Raw genomic sequence first — 23,630 nt, forward strand, 5'->3', positions numbered from 1 at the left:
CGAATGGATAACTACAAGCTCGTACACCCGGGACACCTGAACCACCACGGTTTCCTCTTTGGGGGAAACATGCTCAAGTGGGTCGACGAATACGCCTATATCGCCGTGTGCGCCGACTTTCCCCAGCAGCTGTTCGTAACGGTGGCTATGGATCAGCTGCAGTTCCGCAAGTCGGTGGGGGCGGGAGAAATTCTGAGGTTTCGCTGTCGCCTTGTGGAGCGGCGGACCAGTTCGGTGCGTTACGCGGTGGAGGTGAGTCGCAAGACGGAAGCGGGGGAGCGAGAGGAAATTTTCGCAACCCATGTCGCCTACGTTTGCGTGAACGAGCGAGGCGAGAAGAAGGCCTTGCCGCAAGGCAGGGGTGCGGAAGCTGTCTAGCGTGGCGCGGTCGACGGGGTCATTCGGTTCTAATCGCGTTGTCTTTTGCGGGCTAATCTGCAGCAAGGGGGCATGACAATTTGCGAGGCCGAGTACCGAGATGTTGAAACGCCGAGCGGCCCGATGCGCTGCCACCTCTTCCGCCCGAATGCGGAGGGTGCCTTTCCGGGCTTAGTCCTCTATTCGGAGATCTACCAGATGACCGGACCGATCGCTCGCATCGCCAACTTCCTGGCGGGGCATGGCTACGTGGTTTGCGTGCCGGAGATCTATCACGAGTACGAGGAGCCGGGGGTGGCCTACCATTACGACAAGGAAGGGACGGATCGCGGAAACGAGCTGAAGACGACGAAAAGCATCGCGGCCTACGACGCGGACGCGAGCGCCGCGATTTCCGTGTTGGAGAGCTTGTCGAGCTGCAGCGGAAAGGTGGGGACGATCGGATTTTGCATCGGCGGGCACCTGGCATTCCGGGCTGCCATGGATCCGCGGGTGAGGGCGGCGGCCTGCTTTTATCCGACCGATATCCATAAGCGGTCCCTCGGGGCCGGCATGAACGACGATTCGCTGGACCGCATCCCTGAGATATCCGGCGAGCTTTTGATGATCTTCGGACGGCAGGATCCCCATGTGCCGCTGGAAGGGCGGAGGCTGATCAAGGAGGCCTTGGAGGCAGCGGAGCGGGACTTCCAATGGCACGAGTTCAACGGAGCCCACGCGTTCGTGAGGGACGAGGGGCACCGCTACGATCCCGTGCTGGCTGGGCAGGGCTTCAGCCTGAGCTTGGAGATGTTTGCCCGCAAGCTGCGCTAGGCGCTGCCCGCCCCAAGCCCCGTTTTTCGAATTATTCCGGAAAATGTTTGGCAAGCAGCGACCCTCCGGAGGGATGCTCAGTGGCGGTAAGTAAATGCAGGGTAGGGGCTTAGAGCAATCAAGCAAGAACCATAGGCACATCCTATGGTGTCGGTAGGAACAAGGTATTTCACAATTAACAAGGAATATCGTATAGTTCTCACATCGGCAGCCGAGAGGCCTAACCGATACGAAGCCAAGCTTCGTTACAGATTTTTTGGGGTATAAAACATACACGATAGCGACATAGGAGTAGGGGTACTCCTGCTATCAAAGAGGCCCGCTCAGAGCTTAGCTCTGGCGGGCTTTTACTTTGCCCAAATGCTTCCTTGGGGCGCTTCCTAGTGGCTACCGTTATTCTTTTCGTCGTGCAGGACTTGGTCGATGACGATGCAGGCGCTGAGGATGGAGACATCGTCCTCGCCCTCTGCGATATCGATTCCGTAGGTGTCGGTCCAAGACCAGACCGCTTTCGAGACGGTGGCGACCGTGTTGCCGGAGCGGAGGAAGCGGAAGTCGTGGGCCCAGAAGGAGCCCTCGATGGTGTAGTCGTTGGGGCCGGGCACGTCCAAGGTGAACCTTTTGTTGAACCAGGAGAACTCTTTGCGGACTTCGGCGAAGAGCGCTCCGTTGCGGTAGATCTCGTACTTCGGCAGGAAGGTGAGCAGCTTCTGTTCGATGAAGGCCAGCTCGTTGCCCTGAAGGTCTTGGAAGGAGAGTTTGTCTCCCCAGGAAAAAGCCTGGCCGTCGATGAAGAAGACCGGTTCGCCGTTCTCGTCGCTGATGTGGAAGTCATCTCCCCAGGACCAGAATTTCTCTTTTATCATGTATCGCATATCACTGTTGGGTTCCTTGGTTGTTGAGCAATATTGGGTATTAGCTGAATGAATACGAGTGGACGCCCTATCGTGGAAAGCCTCACGAGGTCGAAGGCGTCCAGTTTGGATTGTCGGTACTGGAAGGCGTGGGAGACGGGGGCATGCGGAGGAGTCTCTTCGGCGGAGATGGGGGCGTTTGTAGGAGTCTAGGGTATTGGAAACGACTTCTTGTATCGTTGGCAAGGCTGTCCCGCCGGCAGAGCGCTCCGAGTTGACTTGCTTTGCTATTCCCGTTTACTGGTCTGGATCGCAGGGTGCGATGCCCTATCTGGAATGTAACTACGATATGAATACTGATTTAACTAAAATCGCAGGGGTTGGGCCATCCATGGCTTCGGCGCTTGCGGAAATGGGATTTACGACGGTCGCCAAGGTGGCTAACGCAAGTGTAGAAAGCCTTTGCTCCGTGTCGGGAATTGGCCCCGTCCGTGCAAGCGGGCTCATCGAGGCGGCAAAGGCCCTGGAACCGGCCAGCGCACGGCAGCCTGCAGCCGCGCCAAAGGACGCTACGAAAAAGGCGATCGCCGCGAAGAAGCCGAAGTCCAAGAAGAAGGATTCCGGCAAGGACAAGGCGAAGAAGGAAAAGTCGAAGGCCGCCAAGAAGGACAAGGAAAAGAAGGAAAAGTCCAAGTCCAAGAAATCCAAGTCCAAGACCCCCAAGTCCAAAAAGGCAAAAGGTAAGCTCAAGAAAAAGTCCGGCAAGAAGGGCAAGAAGAAGTCCAAGCGCTAAGGCCCTTGGGCGTTCGGACTAGGTGGACTGCTGCTAGGGGAGGAAGGCTTCGTTTGGCGCGAGCCTCATTGGGAACGCCAGCTGAACCGGAACGCTTTTTCTGGTTCAGCTTTTTTTGATGATTTTTCCGGAAAGGAAAAATGAGGTGAGGATGCCAAGGCCGAAGCCGAGGAAGCCTGCGAAGGCGAGAAGGGCTGCCCGCGGCATAGTAATCGTCAGGAAGAGGATGTCTGTGTCGACAGGTTCCGTGTTTTGTACGATGATGATAATCATCAACGCGGTGAGGACGAGCGCGACGAACAGTTTCAATTTGGTCATAGTATTCTTGGTTTCTTGTTTTAGCCTGACGCTTAGGACTAAGTGGCGATTACGAACTTACCGGTGGTGAGGGGTGCGGTGAGGGTATGCCGGAATTGTATGCCGTCTGGCTCGAGCTAAATTTTATATACGTCTTTTCGATGTCCGACCTTGATAACGTGAACTATAAGTCTTTCGTCGGAAATTTCGTATATAACACGATAATTTCCGATTCGTATTCGATAAAGCTCTTCGTTGGTAAGCTTTTTGCAGTTGGTGGGTCTTGGATCTTCAGCTAACTTTTGGATCTCAGAAAGAATTTTTATTACTTCCTTTTTGTGGATCTTTTTTAGGTCTTTTCGGACGGAAGATGCGAACTTCAGGTCAAATAGTGCCATCTGCTTGGAGCTGGGAAAGGAGTTCGTCGTAGCTTACTGTTTTTTCTTTTTTTCTCTTTTTCCAATCCGAGATGTCTTCCAAATCTTCTCGCAACGCTGCCTTAAGTGCATCGTTTACGAGGTCAGACATCGACTGTCTGGTTTCTGCGGCCTTGATCCTCAATGCGTTATGGACTGCTTCGTCCAGGTAAAGTGTAGCTTTGCTCATATGGCCTACTTTGACGGCATGACGCTAAAGCGTCAAGAAGTCGTTTCTTCCCGAACGCAAGTGCGCCGCTGCATGAGAAGTCCGAGCGAAGCGCGTCGTCCGGAGCTGCCCCCGTGTCACCCTCTTTCCGATACACTCCCAAACGACCCGATTCGGCCGCCGAGAATCGCTTTTTCGGCTCGCTTCGGGCTGGGGTTCGTCTCTGGCTCGTGCCAAGGTCTCGCCCGAAGACGAAAAAGCGCTTCCAGTGGAGGAAGCTCGGGAAAAGCAAAACGCATATAGCGTATCCGGCTATGTCCGCCCCGGACCGCGGCTTGTTCAACCATGGGCCAATGCGAACCTACGGTTCGAAGGTCCCTATATTGTTCTACTCTTCTTTGAATGAGTTTTGCTTGTTTGGGCCCATGACCCAAAGAATGATCAATCCAAGGAAATCGAATGCAAGAGTCAGTATAATTCCTTCTTTCGTCCTGTTTAGTCTTTTTCCTGTTTTGTATCCATATGTTATGACAAATACTTTCCATAGCACAATCGCGACTCCGACTATCCATATTGATTCGAACATCTTATTTTTCGTAGAACAACGAATAGTGGATGCATGGGTGGAAGTCGAGGAGCGACTGTAGCGTATTGGATCACACGACTTGATATGACTAATTGCTTAGATTGACCGGAAGGGTCACCCGGACGGCTACACTTTCCCCGTCGTACTGCGCGGGATTGAATTCGAATGTGTTAACGAATGATAGAACAAGGGGATTGTATTCAGGGTGATTGGTCTTGTCTATGTGTGGCCCGATTGGTCTACCTTCTCTTGTAACAATGAAGCTTACAACGGCGTTAATTTCGCCCTGAAAGTCGATTGGCAATTTCGGATCACCTGCGCGAATGATTGTTGGTTTGACGTCTACGTCTTTCAGGTCAGCGGGACGATCTTGAAGTAGTGGATTTGGGGTTTCGTAGCTCTCATCAGCCATTGGGCGATCGGTGGTTTTGCAGCCCGAGATGGCCAATGTGCAGGTCGTTAGAATTGTGATTATTGTTCTCATATCGTCAAGTGCAGGGGACGAGCGCTCGCGCTGCTCGCCTAGAATGGCTTGTTAGGGTTGGTTTATAAATCGTTCTTCGTTCGATACGATACAATCGTGTAGTTTGTCCTGGATGGTTTCTTTGTTTCCACCGTGGTACCAATCCCAAAGCTCCTGTTCTATATTGTTTCCGATGTATTCAGAGCCTTTCTGGTCTTCGATTTCATCAAAATAGTCTAAGTAGTTCGGTTCTTTAGATTCTTTGATTTCTTCAGGGAATAGTTCCAGGACGCTTCGTAGGATTTTCGAGGGGAGATCGAGACCAACTCTCTCGAGTGCTGAGGCAGCGTAAACTGCCAATGATTCATGACCGTTGGTCAGATACTGCTCTAAGCCTCCATTGGTTTCTTGTCCGTGAAACGTCTCGACAGCGAATACTGTCTTCAGAGGAGCTGGAATTGCGTCAGCTCCTTTGGCGTAGAAGATGTCCTCAGCGACATCGCAGATCGAGTGACATGCGAGTTCTTTGTCTCCAGCTTCTAACGACGCTGTGAACATCTTTGGATCTATCATTGCGTTTCTGCTAACAGAAGGTCCATACGACGAGGCCTAAGCTCGGCCTCCATGTCTGAGATCGTGGATTTCTTAGGGTTCGTTTTTAAAGAGTCGGGTGTTTGTCGAAGTTGTATGCATTGTTTCATCAGGATTGTAGTATATTGGTATTTGGAGTGAATTTCCTATCGAATATTGTATATGTATAGTGCAGGAAGCAGTAGGATAATTAGGAGTATTGATCTAAATAATACCCATTTTTCGTTTCTAAGAAAACCGATGACGCAAAGAATGAAGCTGGTGGCGTTAATAATAGGAAGGAAAAGTAAAAAGAGTATTCCTTTATTCCATCCCCATGGGTCGATTCCCTTCGTTTTTTCTGAGATAAAGAGACTGGCTGGAACTAAAATGAAAGCGGAAATCCAGCATAGATTCGTGAAAGTTGGACTTCTTCTTGGGTTCATTATTTTTGTCTAACGCTGAGGCCATACGCGAGGTCAGCGCGGAGCATAGGCCGGAGTGGTATAGAACGATTCGTTAGTCTTTATCTGATTTCTCAAACTCCTGGAACAACTTGTTTTTCTCTTCTCTGATTTTTCTGTTCATTCGGTCGATTTGGAATCTGCATAATGACAAAAAATCCTCCAATTTTTGAAAATCGAAATCGGGTATCCTTAGAAGCTCTCCATGTGTAGATGCTGTCTTTTCGATATGTTTTCCTTCTTTAGAGATGAAGCTGACGACTGATCCCTTCTTTATAAACTCCAACTCGTGGAGCTCATCGTCGGTGTGTGCTACAAATGTATTTCTCCATTTATTGATGGATTTGTGTAAATTCCTATAAACTTCCTTCTCAAATTTTTCCCAGGTAGACGAGATCTTTGTCCAGTTGCGACCGGACGAAAACGGCCTGGAGTAATAGATTACAGCTGCTGAAACGAGGTGCCTCTTCAATGTCTCATTCTTTTTGCAGTTTATTGCTTCTTGAATAGCATTTTCAGACATATTCATGTCTCGCAGTGCCAAGACTAAGCGTTTCAGTTGGCGGTGCCTCGGTTTCTCCTTGTCAGGTTTGTAAAGTTGATTTTGCAAAATTTTATTGGCTAACGCTAAGGTGTCACGATGGAGGCGGCGGAGCTGCCGGAATTGTAACCGTCTGGTTCAGTTTGAGTTTTTTTATGGCAACAATGCTAGATATGGTCATGTCCTCGATCTTTGAGGATGGTAGATCTGCTAGTTGTTCTATTTTATTGTGCTTTGGTGAAGCTAAGAAATAAAGCTTCATTGTTTCTATCTCGATCGAAGCTTCTAATAAGTCGTCTCGTTGGATTATTGCATGGTAACGATGAAGTCCTGATGGTGGTAAGTTCGTGACAATACGGTGCTTTGCGATTCCAATGATCGCTATGTTGTCGTATATTTCCGCAGGAACTATCAGTACGCCACTGCGCTCGCTAACGAAGTTGTTTGGGGAACCTGCTTCGATTGCAAACAAAGCAACCCATTCTGAAAACTCCGGAGGAAGATCTAATTTGACGTTTGTGCAGGATGCAGCTTCTTGGATTCCGACCACCTCGGACACGGCCGATACGTCGATTCCAAGTTCGGACTGACCGTGCAATAACGCAAGCATAGGATGGAGCCAAATGAGTTGTCGAAATGTGAGATTCATTTTTACTGAACAGTACTTATGCGCGCTTTTGGTACGACTAACACGTAGGGTGTTATTGGGCTCTTGTGATCATGTCGCTACGCTCGGTAGCACTTTTTGACCGTTAAGTTGTCGGAATAGCAGGCTATGGCCGGTGTTATGCGCGCTTTTCGGGTAATAGCACATTTGGGGATTCTCCTGTTAGTCCGCGCTTTTCCATGCAAGGGAAACTATTTCGGACTTGCTTGGAGACAAGGCTAATTTACGTGAAAGTACGATTGGGTAGAGTTGTTTGCGCTTAGGCCTGTGGCTTTGGTTTGCTCGAGCTCGCGTTGACTGGAAGTCGATCCGATCTGCACCGCTTAGTCGCAGGTTGACTGCTTGCTGGTCTTTGGGAGGAACCGCGTACCGAGGGAGATGAGGAACTTGGACAGCGTACCGAGAAAGATGAGAAGTTTGGAACCGCGAATCCGGCCGTCGCTCTTTGAGCTATGGCGGACTAGCGTGGACGCGAATGAACGCTAATAATTTTGGATAAATGGAGTTGGGTTTCTCGACCGACACTTGAGGTGCGAAGCGACGAAACATGACGCAAAAGTACGCTAATTTTTTCGTTTTTGGGGGCAGGTGTAGAGGTAGGCATTGCTCTGATGAGCAAGGCAGTGGTGAGGGTGATGTTGGTGGGAGTGGGTTTTGTTTTTTGGGCCCGCAGATCTCCGCAGATGTTCGCAGATTGTTTTTTTGGGGGGGAGTGAGTGTGGGGCGAAACCGCAGGTATTTTGATGATTTTCGACGGATTTTGTGAGGGCATCCTGCACTGCGGAGGAATTAACATCGCTTCGCTGGATCCCTTCGGCAGGCCTCAGGGCGAGGATCCCTTCGCTGAACTCAGGGCGAAGACCCGATTCGAGTGTCGGTTGGGGGCTTAAGGTAGGATCCACCTTCGCTAGCCCTTCCACCTTTGGTAAGGCTCTTGCGGACAAGTTGGCGGACGGGATCTTGCACTGCGGTCGCGGGCTGAAGCTCCGCGCTACGGGGATGATTTCGTTATGGAGAAGGTCCTTTGTTTGTTAGGCTTTTGTACTTTGTGTGGTTAGAAAGAATGGATCTTGCACTGTGGTGCGGGCTTCCGCCTTTGCAGTAAAGCTACTGCGGACATGCCAGCGGACAAGTCTGCGGACGAGTTGGAGGACCCGTCGGCGGGGAGGATTGTGGACGGGAAAGCTTCGCGTTACGGGGGGTGCCTTCGTTATGGGGAGGGATTTAGTTGTTGGCTTGGAATTGGGTGATGGCGATGGGGTGGTCGCGGTCTTGGCCGGGCTTGAAGACGAGGCGGAGCTTGCGGGCGCGGATGGGGCTTTCGAGGGGGAGGGTGAGTTGGAGACTGGTTTCTGGGGCGGTGGCTATGGGTTGCCAGGCGTCGGCGATCCAGGCTTCGACGGTGAAGGCGGCTGCGGCGCTCCAGGGGGCTTGTATCTGAACTGCGGATACTTGCTTTTCGATGCCGAGATCGAGTTGGAGCCATTGGTTGGCGGTGTCGCCTTGGGAGATCCAATGGGTGCTGGGGTCGCGGTCGTTGGCGTGGGCGGCTGGGTGTCCGGCTGCGGAGCTGGTGGCGCTCATGTAGGCGCCGTAGAGGCGGAGCTGGAGTTGGGCGTCGAAGAGGGAGCGGGGATAGGCTTCCTGGTCCTTGAGCTCCATGAGGCCTTCGTCTTCGAAGGTAACGGTTTCTCCGGGGCTGCGGAATCCGACGAAGTAGGGGCGGATGTAGTTGTGGAGCTTGCGCTGGGCGATGGACCAGAGGTCGTAGCTGGTTTGGGGAGCGGAGGCGTTGTGGACGAAGTTCCAGAAGGTGAAGTCTTGGCCGCCGTTGGGGTAGGCGTTCCAGGCTCCGCCGTTGTGGGTGAAGCGGCCGCCGTTTATGTTGTCGAAGAGGTTGGCGTAGGGATGGAAGCCGTGGCAGTCGATGGACTGGTCTTCGAGCATGACGCAGTTTTGGTAGACGGAGGCGGTGTTGGTCCAGCGGAAGCCGAGGGCGTGCCAGGTGGGTGTCTCGTTGACGATGTCCTTGTAGAGCACGCCGTAGCTGTCGCGTGGATACGTGGTGGTGTGGCCGGGCTTGCCGGAGAAGCGTACGTTTTCTACGGTGACGGCTAGGGCATTGTCGATGACGAGTGCGACGTTCCAGGAGTCGAATTCGCAGTCGCGTATCCAACTGTTGGCGACGTCGGTGAGGTGCATGCCGCGGTAGGCGTAGTCGACGGCGTGGTTGAGGTGGTGCTTGAAGTCTTGGGGGTAGGAGGCCCAGCCGCTGGAGAAGCGGATGCCTTCGACGCCGATTTCTTGCAGGGGGGCGTAGGGCCAGATTTCGGTGGTGCCGGCTCCGGCTGGGATGCCGAGCTGGACGGGGTTCTTGAAGGTGACGCGCTTGCCGTCGATGGCGGAGATGAGGTGTTCCTCGCGGATGCGGATGCCGGATTTCCCGGTGGACCAGGCGGGATGCCATTCGAGGCCGTCGAGGCGGGCATCGATGGCTTCCTTGCTTTGGTGAAAGAGGGTGACGTATTGGCCGACGGAGAGCTTCTTGGCGCTGTCGACGGTGAGGGTGAAGGACCCGCGGGGGATTTCGCCGGTGGGTTTGGCGAGGACGGTTTGGTCGAAGTGGCGGGGTTTGGCTCCGACGGGGCGGAAGTGGAAGCGGGGGGATTCGGGGAGCTTGGGATCGGGGTACTCGTGGGTGTAGATTTCGGTGCCGCCTTCGTCGGCTCCTTCGCCGCGCAGGACGATGTGGCCGCGGTTGATCTCGAAGGAGCGGTTGCGTTCTTCGCCGACGCCTACGACGTACTTGCCGCGAGGGAAGTGGATGACGACGGGTTGGTCGATCGCCATGGCGGCGTCGATTGCGGCGCGGATGCCGTCGTCGTCGAATAGGTTGTCGTCGGGGATGGCTCCGTAGTCGGTGACTTGCAGGGTGAGCCAGCCGCGGGTGTCGGGGATGGGCTGTTCGGAGAATTGGTAGCCGGCGTAGGAGTAGTTGGGCAGGAGGGCGGGCTCGCCGGTGTGCTGGCTGCGGGCGTATTCGACCCAGCTGGGGGCCTCGGTTTGGGCGGAGGCGAGAAGGGGGAAGAGCGTGAGCTGGAGGGTGAGAAGTGAAAGGGTGCGGAGCATATGGACTGGGAAGGGGATTGCTAGGATGGTTAGGGAGCTGGGATTTTCTTCGGTACTGGGGGCGGGGCCGAATCTTGTGGGGGGCTAATTGTAGGATAAGATAAGGGGGCTGGGATGAGGGGGGTGGGAGGATCGGGTTGTATTTTTTTTGGCCCGCAGATTTACGCGGATGTGCGCAGATTGTTTTTTGGGGATTGATGGGGAAGTTTTTTGAGGAACCGCGTACGTTGATGATTTTTGACGGATCCTGTGAGGGTATCCTGCACTGCTGAGGAATTAACATCGCTTCGCTGGATCCCTTCGCTGAACTCAGGGCGAAGACCCGATTCGAGAATTGATAGCTGGCTTAAGGTTGAATCTGCCTTCGCTATAGCGAAGGTCCTTCGTCGGTTTGGTTTTTGTGCCTTTTCGTGGCTATAGGATACTTCGGTTTGGACGGGGTGAGCATTGCTCCGATGAGCATGGAGGCTCTTGGGGGAAGAGTGGTGGATTGGGTTGTGTTTTTTTGGGGGGGCCGCAGATCTCCGCAGATGTGCTCAGATTGGTTTTGGGGGATTGATGGGGAAGTGGGGGGATTGAGAATTAGAGGATGGAGAGAGTGGTGAATTGGTAGGATCTTGCATTGCGGTCGCGGGCTTCCGCCTTCGCTGAAGCTACTGCGGACGGGGAAGCTCCGCGCTACGGGGGATGCCTTCGTTATGGGGGGATTTAGTTGGTTTGGCGCTGGGGGCTTTGCCAGGCGGGGCCGACTTCGGGGGGGCGGAGGTTGTGGTGGTCGGGTGGGGTGGCGAGTGTGGTGTTGTTTTGGATACGGTAGTCTTGGGGCAGGAGGGTACGGCCTCGCTCGTTGTAGCCGCCTTTTTCTTGGATGAGGGGAGCTTGGCAGTCGTAGAATTGGTTGCCTTGGACAAGAACGCGGTGGGCGGGGAAGTAGCCGTTGAGGGGGGAGTCGGGGATGCCTGCGTAGAGAACGATGATGCCGCCGGTGTAGCCGGTGAGGCTGTGGAAGGTGTTGTTTCGGATGGTGTGGCCGGAGTCGATGACGCGGACGCCGCCGGTATCCGGTTTATGGTTACCGATGAAGGTGTTGTTTTCAACGAGGCTATCGGTGCCGTGGCGGAGGGTGAGGGTGCCGGCTGACTCGTAGAAGAGGTTGCCGCGGATGACGTTGTTGCAGGTTTTGCTGGAGATGATTTCGGTTTCGCCGTCGCAGCGTTCAAAGAGGTTGTTTTCGACGAGGCAGGAGCCGAGGCTGCGGGAGTCTTGGCTTTGGCCGATTTGGATGCACTCGTAGCCGTTGCCGTCGCCCTTGGGGCGGTCGAGGAAGTGGTTGTGGTCGATGCGGTGTTGGGCGTCGGGAGTTAGCATGCGAACCTGGACGGTGACGCCGCTGTGGGCTTGGTTGCGGAAGCGATTGTGGTCGACGCGGTTGTGGGTGCCGTAGAGGCGGACCCATGCGTAGCGGCGAGCGGGGTCGGAGGGGTTGCAGGAGTCGAAGACGCTGTGGCGCAGGCGGCTGTGGTGGGCGTAGTCGCTGTCGCTGGTGCGGAAGGAGACGAGGGCTTCGGTGTCGGCGGGAGGCTCGGCGTGGGAGAAGACGAGGTGGGAGAGAATGATGTGTTCTCCGGAGAGGGCGATGCGGGAGCGGCCGGTGATGCGGGTGTTGCCGTTGGTATCGCCGGTGAGGGTGATGGGGGCGTCGGCCGTGCCGTTGAGGGTGAGCTTGAGGTCTAGGTCGGCCCATTCGCCGGGGGCGAGCTGGATGGTGTCGCCGGGCTGGGCGGCTTGGAGATGGGATTTGAGCTCTGGCAGATCGCGGGCGAGGCGGGTGGCGGAGAAGAGTGATACGTGCAGGGCGAAGAGTGAAAGGGGGGCGAGTAGGTGGATGCGTTTCATGGGAGGGGTGGTTGGGTGATAGGTGGTGTGTTGTGGGTGGTGTGTTGTGGGTGGTGGGCTGTGGGTGGTGGGCTGTGACTGTTCTACGAATGGTACTTATGAGGGATTGTTTTGCCCGCAGATTTTCGCAGATGGGCGCAGATTGTTTTTCTTAGGGGGGGATGCAGGGAGGGCATTGCTCTGATGAGCAAGGAGGCGTTTTGGGGGATGAGGGGTGGATTGGGTTGTGTTTTTTTTGGCCCGCAGATTTACGCGGATGTGCGCAGATTGGTTTTTGGGATTGATGGGGAAGTGGGGGGATTTGAGAATTAGAGGATGGAGAGAGTGGTGAATTGGTAGGATCTTGCATTGCGGTCGCGGGCTTCCGCCTTCGCTGAAGCTTCTGCGGACGGGAAAGCTCCGCGCTACGGGTTTGTCTTCGCCTAGGCTACTGCTGACTTGCCTGCGGGCTTGGATGTTTCGTGTTGCGGAGATGATTGGGGATGTGTGTGGGGGCTTGAATGGGGAAAGGGGGCTGTTTTTTGCAGATGAAAGGGTGGTTTGTGCGTTCTTCGAACGATGCACGTAGGAAAAAGGAGGAGTTGGCAGCTGTCGGAGTCGGAGGCGATCTCGGAGGGCGATTACTGGAACCGACGGAAATTTTTGAAGGCGGTGGGCTTGGGCACTGGCTCGTTGGCGGGGATTCCGAATTTGATCGGCGCCACGGCGGGGTTTCCTACGACGCGGAATCCGAAGTATTCGGGAGAGGGCTTGGATGTCACTGACTACGATCTGGTTTCTGGATACAACAACTTCTACGAGTTTTCTTATGACAAGGATGGTCCGGCGAAGCTTGCGAACAAGGGCTGGAAAACGGAACCTTGGACGTTGGAAGTCGGCGGCTTGGTGGACAACCCTTTGAAGCTGGATGTCAACGATCTGATCAAGCGAGTAGGGGGCATCGAGCAGCGGGTGTATCGTTTTCGATGCGTGGAGGCCTGGTCGATGGTGATTCCGTGGGACGGCTTCCAGCTGAGCAAGCTCTTGCAGTTGGCGAGTCCGAAAAGCGGCGCGAAGTTCGTGAAGTTTACGACGTTCTTCGATCCGAAGGTGGCTCCCGGGCAGCGGGGCGGGTCGATCGATTGGCCTTATGTGGAGGCCCTCACTTTGGCGGAGGCAATGAACGAGCTGACCTTGCTCGCCACGGGGATCTTCGGAAAGCCGATGCCGAATCAAAACGGGGCCCCGATTCGTTTGGTGGTGCCATGGAAGTACGGTTTTAAGAGCATCAAGTCGATCGTACGTATCGACCTTGTCGATACGAAGCCGGTCAATACGTGGCAGGCTTTGCAGCCGAGCGAGTATGGGTTTTACGCTAACGTGAATCCGAAGGTAGACCATCCGCGTTGGTCGCAGGGGAGCGAACGCGTGATTGGGGGCGGGTTTTTCAGCGGACGTAAGGACACGCTGATGTTCAATGGATACGAAGAGCAGGTAGCGGGGCTCTACGACGGCTTGGACCTTCGCCGCAATTACTAGTTGGAATGTCGCGGATTTCTGGCTTTTGGCGCAGTCCGTGGCTGCTTTATGCGGCCTTGTGCAGCCCGTTGGTACTGGCGGGCGCTGCGGTGCTGCGGCAGGAGATTGGCTACTTGGCGGATCCCGCGAAGTACTTGCTGGAATTTCTTGGCAAGGCGGCGGTGGTGCTGCTGGTGGTCACCTTATGCATTACTCCGGTGCGCCAGCTGTTTCCGAAGTGGGAACTGTCGAAGGCGTTGGTTTTTCGGCGGCGTCAGATCGGGGTGAGCGTATTCGTTTACGCGCTACTGCACTTCGCGCTCTATCTGCCGTACGTGGGCGGGTGGCAGGGGGTTGTCGAGGAGTGGAGCAAGCTGTTTATTTTGTCGGGTTTGCTCGCGCTTGCGTTGCTGTTGGTCTTGGCGGGGACGAGCAACAACTTCTCTGTTAAGCGAATGGGGGGCAAGCGTTGGAAGCGGTTGCACAAGTTGACTTACTTGGTGGTCGCTCTGGTGATCTACCACCAGTTCGCTCAAGAGAAAACGGGTTATCGGGAGACGTTGTTGTATTTCTGGCCCTTGTTTTTGCTGGAGGGCATTCGTTTGTTCCGTTGGGCGAAAGCGGGCGTGACGCGGCCCGCTTGAGGCCGAAGGGGGCGGGGCTAGACGACTTGGAAGCGTTGTTCCAGGAAGGTCTCGGAGGAGCTGCCGACTTGGACTACGAAATCGCCGTTTTCGACTTTCCGTACGTTGTCGGCCCCGGTGCAGGCTAGCATCTCGGGAGCGATCGCGAAGCTGATGGTCTGGCTTTCGCCGGGTTCGAGATAGATTTTGCGGAAGGCTTTCAGCTCTTTGGCAGGGCGGACTACGGTGCCGATGGGATCCTGGATATAGAGTTGGACGACTTCCTTGCCGGGGCGGTCTCCTGTATTGGAGATCTTGATACTGGCCGAAAGGGAGTCGCCGTTTGCCACTTGTTTTGCGGAGAGCTGGAGGTCTTGGTAGTGGAAGGTGGTGTAGCTGAGCCCGAAGCCGAAGGGGTAGAGGGGCCCGTTTTCCATGAACATGTAGCCTTTCTTGAAGTTGATCTTCTTTTGGCTGTAGTGGAAGGGGAGCTGGCCGATGGTGCGGGGCACGGTGACGGGGAGCTTGCCGGAGGGGACGGAGTGGCCGAAGAGGGTCATGGCGATGGCTGTGTCGCCCTGCTCGCCGGGATCCCAGGCGTCGAGGATGGCGTCGGCTTCGGCTGCCAGTTCGTTGATGGCGAGGGTGCGGCGGTGCTTGAGGGCGACGATGACGGGTTTTCCGAGGGCTTTGAGGCGACGGAAGAGCTCGACTTGGGAGCCGAGCAGGTCGATGGAGGCGCGGTCGCCGATGGCGAAGTCGAAGAAGGCTTCCTTGGCGGTAAACTCGTCGCCGCCCACGAAGAGAACGGTGGCGTCCGCGGAGGCGGCGGCTTGCACGGCTTTTTCGAGGCCGGGGGCGCACTGTTCGGGGGTGAGCAGGTCGGGGTAGTTGATGTCGCCGTTGGTGAGGGAGAAGCCTTTTTCGGCTACGAACGCTATGGAGTCGCCGGCGACCTCTTGGAATTGGGCTAGGGTGTTGGGTTTGAGGAGGGGGCCGACGAGGGCGATTTTGGGCGTGGCGCGGGGATCGAGCGGGAGGGTCTTGTTTTCGTTCTTGAGCAGGATGAGGGAGTCGAGCTCGGACTCGAGGGCGAGCTGGAGGGCGCTGGGGCTGCGGCTGATGGCGCGGGCTTGTTCTTCGGAAGCGTAGGGATTTTCGAAGAGGCCGAGAATGAACTTGGCTCGCAGGACGTTGCCGGCGGCCTGGTCGATGAGGGGGATGAGGGACGTGTCTTTGGCGGCGAGTTGGGGGAGGCGGACGTAGCAGTCTTCGTTGTAGAGGTCTACGTTCATGCCGGCCTTGAGTCCGAGCAGGGCGGCTTCGTCCTCGTTTTCGGCGACGGCCATGAAGTAGAAGAGGCGTCCGATATCGTTGGCGTCGGAGACGGTGTATCCATTAAATCCCCACTGGTCGCGGAGAATGTCGGTAAGGAGCTGTTTGTTGGCGTGGCAGGCGACGCCGTTGAGGTCGCCGTGTGAGGCCATGATGCCGAGGGTCTTGGCCCGTTGGACGGCGGCTTGGAAAGGGGGGAGGATTTGGTCGGCGAGGTCTCGCTCGGAGATTTGCACGGAGGCGAAGTTGCGTCCGCCTTCCACTTGTCCGTAGCCGGCGAAGTGCTTGGTGACGGCCCCGATGTGGGTGGAGGCGAGGCCGTGGTAGTCGCCTTGCACGCCGGTGACGGCGGCGACGACCATCTCGGAGACGAGGTGGGTGTCTTCGCCGAAGGTTTCGCTCATGCGGCCGAAGCGGGGGTCGCGGATGAGGTCGGCCTCGGGCGAGTGGCACATGTGCATGCCGCGAGCGCGGGCCTCGCGACCGACTTGGTCCCAGACGCGGCGCACGAGTTCGGGGTTCCAGCTGGCGGCCATGTTGATGGGGCGGCTGAAGTCGGTGGTACCGGCGGCGTCGACCCCGTTGTAGGATTCGGTGACGAAGAGGGCGGGAATTCCGTGGCGGCTGTTTTCGACGAGGTACTTTTGTAGGAGGTTGTTGATGCGGGCGGCGTCCTGGGGGGAGTCGTGTTCGCCCGGGTTCTTGATCCCGGCGATGCCGTGCTTGACCTGTTCCTTGAAGTGGTCGCTGAGGACGAGCTGTCCGTCTTCGTCGAGGCTGACGCCGAGGTTGGCGTGCACGATGCGCATCTGGGCGACCTTTTCCTCGAGGCTCATGCGGGAGAGGAGGTCGCGCACCTTGGATTCGATGCGGTCGGCGCTGGCGGGACCGAGTGGCGATTTGCGGGAACGTTCTGTGGCTTCTGTGTGCATAGGAGAGTAGGGAGGAGAGCCTGCGGCCTTGCGGGTCGGGGAGGAGCAGGGGGTAGGAGAATCTTGCGGAATGGAGGAGCCGACAAAGCAGGCCCGGGACTAACAGTAGGATTGCCCGGCGCTGGCAGGCGCGGGAGCTGGCTGGGGTAGGCTGGAGCCGCGAAGGAAAGCTAATTGTAGGATTTGCGCTATGGGTCTTGCGGAGGGGGGACGGCCTTGCGTAGTTTTGGGGTATCGGTCCTGAACCCAGGCCGTGGCCCGGCCGCAATTGGCGGGGCGGATAGGATGCCCCTTATGAACTCCAAGAACAGCAAAGCGACGCTCGGGAAGAGACGCGTAACGATCCGCGATATCGCGGAAGAGGTGGGCCTGCATTTCACCACAGTGGCGAGGGCCTTGAAGGATTCGGATTTGGTCAAGCGGGAGACGGCGCAGCGGGTGAAGGCGGCAGCGGAGCGCCTCGGCTACCAGGCGGATCCGTTCGTGTCGGCGTTTTGCAGCTATCGCAGCAGCCACTTGAAGCAGGGTTACCGCGGGAACCTGAGTTGGATAAACGGGTTTCATTCGCCCGACTACTTCGAGTCCGAGGCGACGGGCTACTACAAGGAGTGCTACGAGGGGGCGAAGGAGCGTTGCCGGGAGCTCGGGTTCAAGCTGGTGCCGTTTTGGTACGGGGAGCCGGGCATGTCGGCCAAGCGGGCCTCGCAGATCATCCATAGCCGTGGGGAGGCCGGTTTGATCGTGGCCCCGATGCCTCCGAGTATCGATAAGTTGGATATGCGCTGGGATTCGTTTTGCTCGGTGCGGATTGGGTACTCGATACCGGACGTTCCTTTGACGAATGTGGTTTCGGATCACTTCGGCAACATGAAGCTGCTTTGCTCCCAGCTGGAGTCGCTCGGTTTTTCGAGGATTGGCTTTGCGTGCAAGGAGTGGATCGACAAGCGGGTGGAGCACAAGTGGTCGGGAGCGTTCCAGCTGCGGCGCTACAGCGCCGAGCGCGAGCGTTACCTGCCGATGTTTTTGAGCGAGAACGAGGACGATTTCCATGCGTTCGAATCGTGGATACGGCTGAATCGGCCGGAGGTTTTGATTATCGGCGGGGTGACCTCCTATCCCGAGTTTCTCGAGCGCATGCGTATGCGGGTGCCGGAGGATATCCAGCTTGTATCCGTTTCCTTGGAACACGACCATGCGGGCTTTTACGCTGGCATCGACCAGGAGGCGAAGGTGGTCGGCGCGGTGGCGGTGGATCAGCTCGCTGGCATCGTGCGGCGTTCCCACGTGGGGTTGGAGAGCGCTCCGAAGACGATTATGACTAGCGGGTTTTGGAGAGGCGGAAGGAGCTGCGATCCAGCTTTGCTTGCCAAATGATGCCGATCTTGTTCTTTGCTCCTACAATGATGGAAAGGCGGAACGTTGAAGTCGTTTCGTCCTGAATCTTTCCTTTTGAACCTTCCAGCGGCCTGTTTTGGCGGGCTCTGGGCTCTCTACTCGAAAATGAAATTGTCCCCCTTGTTATTCCTGGTCATGTCGCTGCCTTTTATCTCTAGCCTGCTCGGAGCGACCCAAGCTCCGTTTGAACTGCGGTGCGAGCTGCTGAAAGGGGAGCGCTTGGCGCGGGTGGTCGATCCGACTCCGAACTTTTCTTGGGTGGTGCCGGTTACGGCCGAGGGCGGTCGCCAGAGCGCTTATCAAGTCCAAGTGGCTCGGGCCGGATCCGGATTCGAGGGAGGGGCGGACTTGCTCTGGGATACGGGCGAACGCGCCTCTGCGGCGTCGTTGGGAATCGAATACGCGGGCGAGCCGCTAGCGGCGTCGGAGACTTACGAGTGGCGCGTTCGCGTGGGCGTGGAAGGGAGCGAGCTCGGCCATTGGTCGCAGCCGCAGCGCTTCACTATGGCAGCGAAGCTGGAGGATGCGCCTTCGGCCCATCCGACGGTGGCGACGCCGGTTGCTCCGCATTCGGTGGTGGAGCTGGAGCCCGGGCGCTATTTGTTGGACTTCGGCAAGGTCGCTTTCGGCTATCTGGAGCTCGACTTGGTCGCTTCGGCTGCCGGGACGCTGACCGTCCACTTTGGCGAACGAGGCAGCGAGGCCGGGGTGATGCGGGAGCTTCCCCAGCGCTCGAGCGTGCGCTACTATTCAGTGCCTTTGGAAGTGAGCGAGGGCAATGGCGTCTATGGCGTGCATCCGCCGCGCGACGCCCGCAATACTAAGCCGGTTGCCATCGCAATTCCTGGGCGTTTCGGGACGATCGCTCCGTTTCGATACGTCGAGATCGAGACGAACGGGATCGAGCTAAGCAAGCTGGAGGCGAACCAGCTGGCTATCCATTATCCATGGGATGAATACGCGTCGTTTTTCCGTTCTTCGAACGAGGACCTCAATGCGTTGTGGGACCTGTGCAAATATAGCATGAAGGCGACCAGCTTTGCGGGCATTTATGTGGATGGCGATCGGGAGCGCATTCCCTACGAAGCCGATTCCTATATTAACATGCTTTCCCACTACGCGGTCGACAGCGAGTATTCGCTAGGGCGCTACACGCATGAGTACCTGATGGATTTCGAAACCTGGCCGACGGAGTGGAAGCAGCATTCCGTGATGATGGCTGGCATGGACTTTATGTATACGGGAGATATCTCGTCGATCCGCCGGATCTACGAGCGTCTGAAGCAAGAGAAGACCTTGGAGGAACGAGCTCGCGAGGACGGGCTGTTGGTGGGCTATCCTTACGAGCAGCACAACCAGCGCCCCGGCAGGTCGGCGGATATCGTGGATTGGCCTCCCGGTGAGCGCGACGGCTACGTCTTTACGGAGATCAATACGGTGGTGAACGCGTTTCACTATTTGAACCTTTTGCAGATGGCGGAGATGGCCAAGGCGCTGGGCAAGGAAGCTGCGGCCCGCGACTACGAAGCGCGGGCGGAGCGATTCTATGCGCGTTTCAACGAGGTTCTTTTCGATGAAGAGACGGGGCTTTACGTGGATGGGGAAGGGACGGAGCACTCCGCCTTTCACGCGAACTTGTTTCCCTTGGCTTTCGGTCTGGTGCCGGAGCAGCATTACGAGAGCGTAGCGGACTATATCGTATCGAAGGATTTGGCCTGTAGCGTTTACGCGGCCCAGTATTTGCTCGAGGCGCTTTACGAAGGCGGGCGCGAGGACGCGGCCTTGCGGTTGATGACGATGAAGGGAACTCGCAGCTGGCAGAACATGTTGGAGGTAGGGTCCACGATCACCTTGGAAGCCTGGGACGACTCCTTTAAGCCGAATCAGGATTGGAACCACGCATGGGGAGCGGCCCCGGGGAACGCGATTGCCCGCTTCATGCTTGGCGTGCGTCCGATCACGCCCGGCTTCGAGCGGATGACGGTTGCGCCGCGGCCCGGTTCGCTGGAATTCGTGGAAGGGCGCGTGCCGACGATTCGCGGCGCCGTTGAGGTATCGGTAAAGCAAATACGCGGAGAGTCGATGTCGGTGGATCTGAAGATTCCCGGCAATACGGAGCCGACGGTTTCGCTGAAAGTGCCGGAAGGCGAGCAGCTGAAAGCGGTGACGGTGAACGGCGCCGCGGCCGATTACGAGGAGCGGGGCGGCATCGTGCGCATTCCCGGGATCGGCAGCGGAAGCTACCGGATCGTGCTGTCGTATCGCTAGGCCGGGCCGGGTGGGATCTGACTGTTTGGCGAATCTTTTGTAGCAATGCGTCCCAGCGGCGCGTTTAATACAGTTAGAATTGCTTGTTCAGTGATTGTTTTTCAAGAAGCTGTCACCTTTCCCTTTCGATCCCTAACCCCAAAAAGCCTCTGGCCTTGCCTATGTACTCAGCCGATTCCTCCAATGCGGTCGACGCCTCGAACGACGACTCCTCCGTAAACGAATACGAGCGTCAGCCCGTCCCCAAGAAGGCCCACAAAGGGGCTGGCAAGTTTTGGGGCATGTATGCGGGCGAGCATGCGGCCGGCACGGAGTTTATGATCGGCCCGCTTTTTCTTCTCAATGGGGTGACCTTGCAAAACGTATTTCTGGGCCTGCTCTTGGGCAACCTGCTGGCGGTGCTGAGCTGGCGCTACGTCTGCGCTCCGATCGCGACGAAGGCTCGGCTGACGCTCTATTTCCAGTTGGAGAAGATCGCGGGCGGCGGCTTGGTCAAAGTCTACAATTTGGCGAACGGGGTCCTGTTTTGTTTCCTGGCGGGAGCGATGATTACGGTTTCCGCGACTGCGGTGGGGATCCCGTTCAATATGGAGATGCCAGCCATGGCGGACGTTTATCCCAACAGCGCCCTTTTCGTGGTGGTGGCGTTGGGAGTCGGCGGCTTGATCGCCCTGGTGGCTACGCTCGGCTACGACATGGTAGCGAAGTTCGCCAATATCGCTTCGCCTTGGATGGTGCTGGTGTTCGTGGCTTGCGGCTTGGTGGCTTTCAAGCAGCTGGACGTTTCCAGCTGGGAAGAGTTGAACGGGCTTTGGAGCGGCTCGATCGCCTTTGCCCAGGAAGGAAGGGCGGAGTCGACCATGGGATTTTGGAGCGTGGTTTTCTTCAGCTGGCTGTGTAACGCGGCCATGCATATGGGGATGGCGGACCTTTCCGTTTTCCGTTTCGCCAAGAAGCAGAGTTACGGTTGGGCGACCTCGGCCGGGATGTACGTCGGCCACTACGTGGCATGGATCGCGGCCGCCTTCATGTTGGCCGCGCAAATCAAGCTGACGCAGAACGCGGAGCCGCTGGCAGGTCCCATGGCCGAGCGCGTGACCGGGCTGGCGGGAATTATTTGCGTGATCGTGGCAGGCTGGACCACGGCGAATCCGACCATCTATCGGGCGGGCTTGGCGTTTCAGGCGATGCTGCCCTTCATTTCGCGTCGGGCGGCGACTTTGGCGGCGGGCGGCTTGGCGACCTTGGCCGGCCTGTTTCCGGCGCTGGCCTTTAAGCTGCTCGATTTCGTGGGGCTGTACGGAATGATCCTCGCTCCGATCGGGGCGATCATATTCTTCAATTGGCATTTCCGCAGCAAAGGGGACGCGGTCGAGCTGCATGAGCGCGCCTTCAAGGGCTCGTTCAACTTCGCGGTGCTGTTCGCTTGGCTGCTGCCGATCGCAATCGCGCTTTATTACATTCTCGGGAAAGGCGTTTCGCCTTGGTTCCTCACGATCCCGTGCTGGTTGGCTTGCGGAGGTCTCTATATGCTGTTCAGCATGAAGTCTCGGAGAGCCTAAAATTCTGACGTTCTAACCTTAATCGCATTCGAAAATGATTACTGTATTTAAAATCCTAGGACGTATCGGTCTTTTGCTTACCATTCTTCCCGCGGTCCTTTTCTATTTGGACACCATCGAGCTCGATAGCGTCAAGCTCTACATGACGATCGGCATGGTCGCTTGGTTCGTCGGCTCGATTATGGCCAGTCGCGTGCTGCCAGCGGTCGAGGACTGACTTTAGCCCGCATTTCATTCTCTCCGGACGGGCAGCAAGGTTTGCCCGTCTCGCTTTCCTAGCTCCGTGCCGAGCTGGTTTCGCTCTCGCTTGTTCTCCCCCCATGAATATATTTCCCTTAGATCTCTCAATCGTTTTAAGCTATTTCGTATTTATCTTTTGGATAACGGTACGAATCGGTCGCGGAGTGAAGGACTCCAACGACTATTTCCTAGCCGGGCGCTCGATGCGTTGGCCGATGATCGGGGCCTCCCTGTTCGCCACTAATATCTCGGCGGAGCAATTCGTGGGGCAGGCGGGCTTGGCGATGGCGATGGGAGTTGCGGTAGCGAACTATCAGATGGCGGGAGTGTTCGGCTTTGTATTGATGGGAGTCATTTTTCTGCCGATCTACATTCGGCTAGGGATCGTGACGACGCCGCAGTTCCTGAACGTGCGCTACGGGAAGGAGTCGTACCGCTTCGTATCGGTGTTCCAAATACTGTTTCTGGCGATCAATGCGGTTCCGGTTTCGCTTTATGCGGGAGGACGGGTGATGCAGGACCTGTTTGGCTGGGAGAGCCTGTTGCCGGGGGTGTTGATCCTAGCGGTGACGACAGGACTGTACGCGATCCTCGGCGGATTGCGAGCGGTGGTGATCACGGACTTTATCCAAATGTTTATTCTTTTGGCCGGTGGCATCATGGTCTTGCTGTTCGGCCTGCATGCGGTTGGCGGTTGGGAAGTCTTCCTGCAGAAGGTGGAGGCGTACCGGGCCAGCGAAGGCGTGGAACTGCTCTCGATGGTACGACCGGCAGATGACCCGCAGATCCCTTGGACGGCGGTCGTATTTGGGCTTTCGATACATGCGCTCTACTATTGCTCGGTCAACCATGCGGTGGTGCAGCGAGCGATGGCGGCCAAGAGCATTCATCAAGCCCGTATGGGCGGATTGTTCGCGGCCTTGCTGAAGTGTACGACGATCTTTCTGATCGTGATGCCGGGCGTGGTGGGGATTATGCTTTTGAAGGATGGTTTCTTCGAGGTGCCGCCCGAGTCTCCGGACCAGCTTTATTCGTCGATGATTCGGTCCTTGCTGCCAGTGGGGATGGTAGGGCTGACCTTGGCGGGCTTGGTGGCGGCTCTCATGAGTTCGGTGGATTCCTTTCTCTGTTCGGCTTCTAGCTTGATCACGCTGGACTGGTACAAGCCGATGCGGCCGAACGCGAGCGAGCGCGAGATCGTGGTGGCGGGACGAATCGCTGGCGTGGTCTTGATCGTGTCCGCGGTTTTCTGGGCCTTGTGGATCATCCCGAACTTCAAGTTCCTCTTCGACTACCTTGCCAAGTTTGCCTCCTATTCGGTGGGCGGGGTGCTGGCCTGCTTCTTGGGCGGGTTGCTGTCGCCGATCCCGAATCGGGTAGGCGGTTTCGTGACGCTGTTGTTCGGTACGACGGCAGGCGTGCTGATGTGGCTGTCGGTGGACAATGCTTGGGTGAGCGGAATTGTGGATACGCTAGGCTTCGAGTTCATGCAGATGAACTTCCTGCATGCTGGCTTCTTCCTGACGGTGGCGAGTTTTATCGTTTTGTTCGGGGTCTCGCTCCTGACTCGAGGCGAAGGCCGATCGGGCTACGATGCGGCTCGAAGGACGGTGCTGCTCGATATGGAAGCGACGCCGGGCGAGAATCGTCAGTTCGCGATCTGGATCGGCGTGGTGGCTGTCCTGTCGGTAGCGATCTATTGGTTCTTTTGGTGAAAGCCGAAAAGCGGCTGCGGGCTTGGG

The 23,630-nt window shown here is 56.6% G+C and carries 21 protein-coding genes; 10 read left to right on the forward strand and 11 right to left on the reverse strand.

What is annotated here, in order from left to right; all coding sequences use genetic code 11:
• Positions 1-3: 3 nt before the first annotated feature.
• A complete protein-coding gene (locus tag QEH57_RS00855) occupies positions 4-378 on the forward strand; it encodes a hotdog domain-containing protein (RefSeq protein WP_309004767.1) in 375 nt (124 codons plus the stop codon).
• Positions 379-450: 72 nt separating this feature from the next.
• The gene (locus QEH57_RS00860) at positions 451-1,191 is read left to right on the forward strand and encodes a dienelactone hydrolase family protein (RefSeq protein WP_309004768.1); all 741 of its coding nucleotides are present in this window, start codon (positions 451-453) and stop codon (positions 1,189-1,191) included.
• 380 nt (positions 1,192-1,571) lie between these two features.
• Here the strand turns inward: QEH57_RS00860 and QEH57_RS00865 are convergent, their stop codons facing one another.
• Positions 1,572-2,057 (reverse strand): LURP-one-related family protein, encoded by a 486-nt coding sequence (locus QEH57_RS00865; RefSeq protein ID WP_309004769.1) that lies wholly within the window; start codon positions 2,055-2,057, stop codon positions 1,572-1,574.
• Positions 2,058-2,394: 337 nt separating this feature from the next.
• Between QEH57_RS00865 and QEH57_RS00870 the strand changes: the two genes are divergently transcribed.
• Positions 2,395-2,838, forward strand: coding sequence for a helix-hairpin-helix domain-containing protein (locus QEH57_RS00870; RefSeq protein ID WP_309004770.1), 444 nt, complete (start codon positions 2,395-2,397; stop codon positions 2,836-2,838).
• Positions 2,839-2,943: 105 nt separating this feature from the next.
• Here QEH57_RS00870 and QEH57_RS00875 read toward each other — a convergent pair whose 3' ends face one another.
• From QEH57_RS00875 to QEH57_RS00910, 9 genes are all read right to left on the reverse strand, one after another.
• The gene (locus tag QEH57_RS00875; protein ID WP_309004771.1) at positions 2,944-3,156 is read right to left on the reverse strand and encodes a hypothetical protein; all 213 of its coding nucleotides are present in this window, start codon (positions 3,154-3,156) and stop codon (positions 2,944-2,946) included.
• A 116-nt stretch (positions 3,157-3,272) separates the two neighbouring features.
• A complete protein-coding gene (locus QEH57_RS24920) occupies positions 3,273-3,533 on the reverse strand; it encodes a type II toxin-antitoxin system RelE/ParE family toxin (protein ID WP_343224736.1) in 261 nt (86 codons plus the stop codon).
• Positions 3,520-3,741: a hypothetical protein gene (locus QEH57_RS00880; protein WP_309004772.1), complete on the reverse strand. Its 222-nt coding sequence runs from the start codon at positions 3,739-3,741 to the stop codon at positions 3,520-3,522. Before QEH57_RS00880 ends, QEH57_RS24920 begins: the two co-directional genes overlap by 14 nt.
• Before the next feature lie 653 nt (positions 3,742-4,394).
• Positions 4,395-4,718, reverse strand: coding sequence for an energy transducer TonB (locus QEH57_RS00885; protein WP_309004773.1), 324 nt, complete (start codon positions 4,716-4,718; stop codon positions 4,395-4,397).
• Between the two features lie 123 nt (positions 4,719-4,841).
• A complete protein-coding gene (locus QEH57_RS00890; RefSeq protein WP_309004774.1) occupies positions 4,842-5,342 on the reverse strand; it encodes a DUF4375 domain-containing protein in 501 nt (166 codons plus the stop codon).
• 516 nt (positions 5,343-5,858) lie between these two features.
• Positions 5,859-6,332: a hypothetical protein gene (locus QEH57_RS00895; RefSeq protein WP_309004775.1), complete on the reverse strand. Its 474-nt coding sequence runs from the start codon at positions 6,330-6,332 to the stop codon at positions 5,859-5,861.
• Between the two features lie 106 nt (positions 6,333-6,438).
• Positions 6,439-6,954 carry a hypothetical protein gene (locus tag QEH57_RS00900; RefSeq protein WP_309004776.1) on the reverse strand — a complete coding sequence of 172 codons (516 nt, stop codon included), beginning with the start codon at positions 6,952-6,954 and terminating at the stop codon, positions 6,439-6,441.
• A 1,281-nt stretch (positions 6,955-8,235) separates the two neighbouring features.
• Positions 8,236-10,140, reverse strand: coding sequence for a DUF4955 domain-containing protein (locus tag QEH57_RS00905; protein ID WP_309004777.1), 1,905 nt, complete (start codon positions 10,138-10,140; stop codon positions 8,236-8,238).
• A 708-nt stretch (positions 10,141-10,848) separates the two neighbouring features.
• Entirely contained in the window at positions 10,849-12,036 is a 1,188-nt protein-coding gene (locus QEH57_RS00910; RefSeq protein WP_309004778.1) for a polysaccharide lyase 6 family protein, read from the reverse strand.
• Between the two features lie 558 nt (positions 12,037-12,594).
• Here QEH57_RS00910 and msrP point away from each other — a divergent pair.
• A complete protein-coding gene (gene msrP, locus QEH57_RS00915; protein WP_309004779.1) occupies positions 12,595-13,554 on the forward strand; it encodes a protein-methionine-sulfoxide reductase catalytic subunit MsrP in 960 nt (319 codons plus the stop codon).
• Positions 13,555-13,559: 5 nt separating this feature from the next.
• Positions 13,560-14,177: a ferric reductase-like transmembrane domain-containing protein gene (locus QEH57_RS00920; RefSeq protein WP_309004780.1), complete on the forward strand. Its 618-nt coding sequence runs from the start codon at positions 13,560-13,562 to the stop codon at positions 14,175-14,177.
• A 17-nt stretch (positions 14,178-14,194) separates the two neighbouring features.
• Here the strand turns inward: QEH57_RS00920 and QEH57_RS00925 are convergent, their stop codons facing one another.
• Positions 14,195-16,423: a glycoside hydrolase family 3 N-terminal domain-containing protein gene (locus tag QEH57_RS00925; RefSeq protein ID WP_309004781.1), complete on the reverse strand. Its 2,229-nt coding sequence runs from the start codon at positions 16,421-16,423 to the stop codon at positions 14,195-14,197.
• Positions 16,424-16,717: 294 nt separating this feature from the next.
• Between QEH57_RS00925 and QEH57_RS00930 the strand changes: the two genes are divergently transcribed.
• The 5 genes from QEH57_RS00930 to QEH57_RS00950 all read left to right on the forward strand — a co-directional run bounded on the left by QEH57_RS00930 (position 16,718) and on the right by QEH57_RS00950 (position 23,603).
• On the forward strand, positions 16,718-17,797 hold the full coding sequence (locus QEH57_RS00930; RefSeq protein WP_309004782.1) for a LacI family DNA-binding transcriptional regulator: 1,080 nt from the start codon (positions 16,718-16,720) through the stop codon (positions 17,795-17,797).
• 126 nt (positions 17,798-17,923) lie between these two features.
• Entirely contained in the window at positions 17,924-20,086 is a 2,163-nt protein-coding gene (locus QEH57_RS00935) for an alpha-L-rhamnosidase C-terminal domain-containing protein (RefSeq protein WP_309004783.1), read from the forward strand.
• Positions 20,087-20,247: 161 nt separating this feature from the next.
• Positions 20,248-21,648: a hypothetical protein gene (locus QEH57_RS00940; protein WP_309004784.1), complete on the forward strand. Its 1,401-nt coding sequence runs from the start codon at positions 20,248-20,250 to the stop codon at positions 21,646-21,648.
• Positions 21,649-21,682: 34 nt separating this feature from the next.
• Positions 21,683-21,865, forward strand: coding sequence for a hypothetical protein (locus QEH57_RS00945; RefSeq protein WP_309004786.1), 183 nt, complete (start codon positions 21,683-21,685; stop codon positions 21,863-21,865).
• A 103-nt stretch (positions 21,866-21,968) separates the two neighbouring features.
• Complete coding sequence (locus QEH57_RS00950) at positions 21,969-23,603, forward strand: sodium/solute symporter (RefSeq protein ID WP_309004787.1); 1,635 nt, start codon at positions 21,969-21,971, stop codon at positions 23,601-23,603.
• The last annotated feature ends 27 nt before the right edge of the window (positions 23,604-23,630 follow it).

The sequence above is a fragment of the Pelagicoccus sp. SDUM812005 genome (genome assembly GCF_031127875.1).
Taxonomy (GTDB): domain Bacteria; phylum Verrucomicrobiota; class Verrucomicrobiia; order Opitutales; family Opitutaceae; genus Pelagicoccus.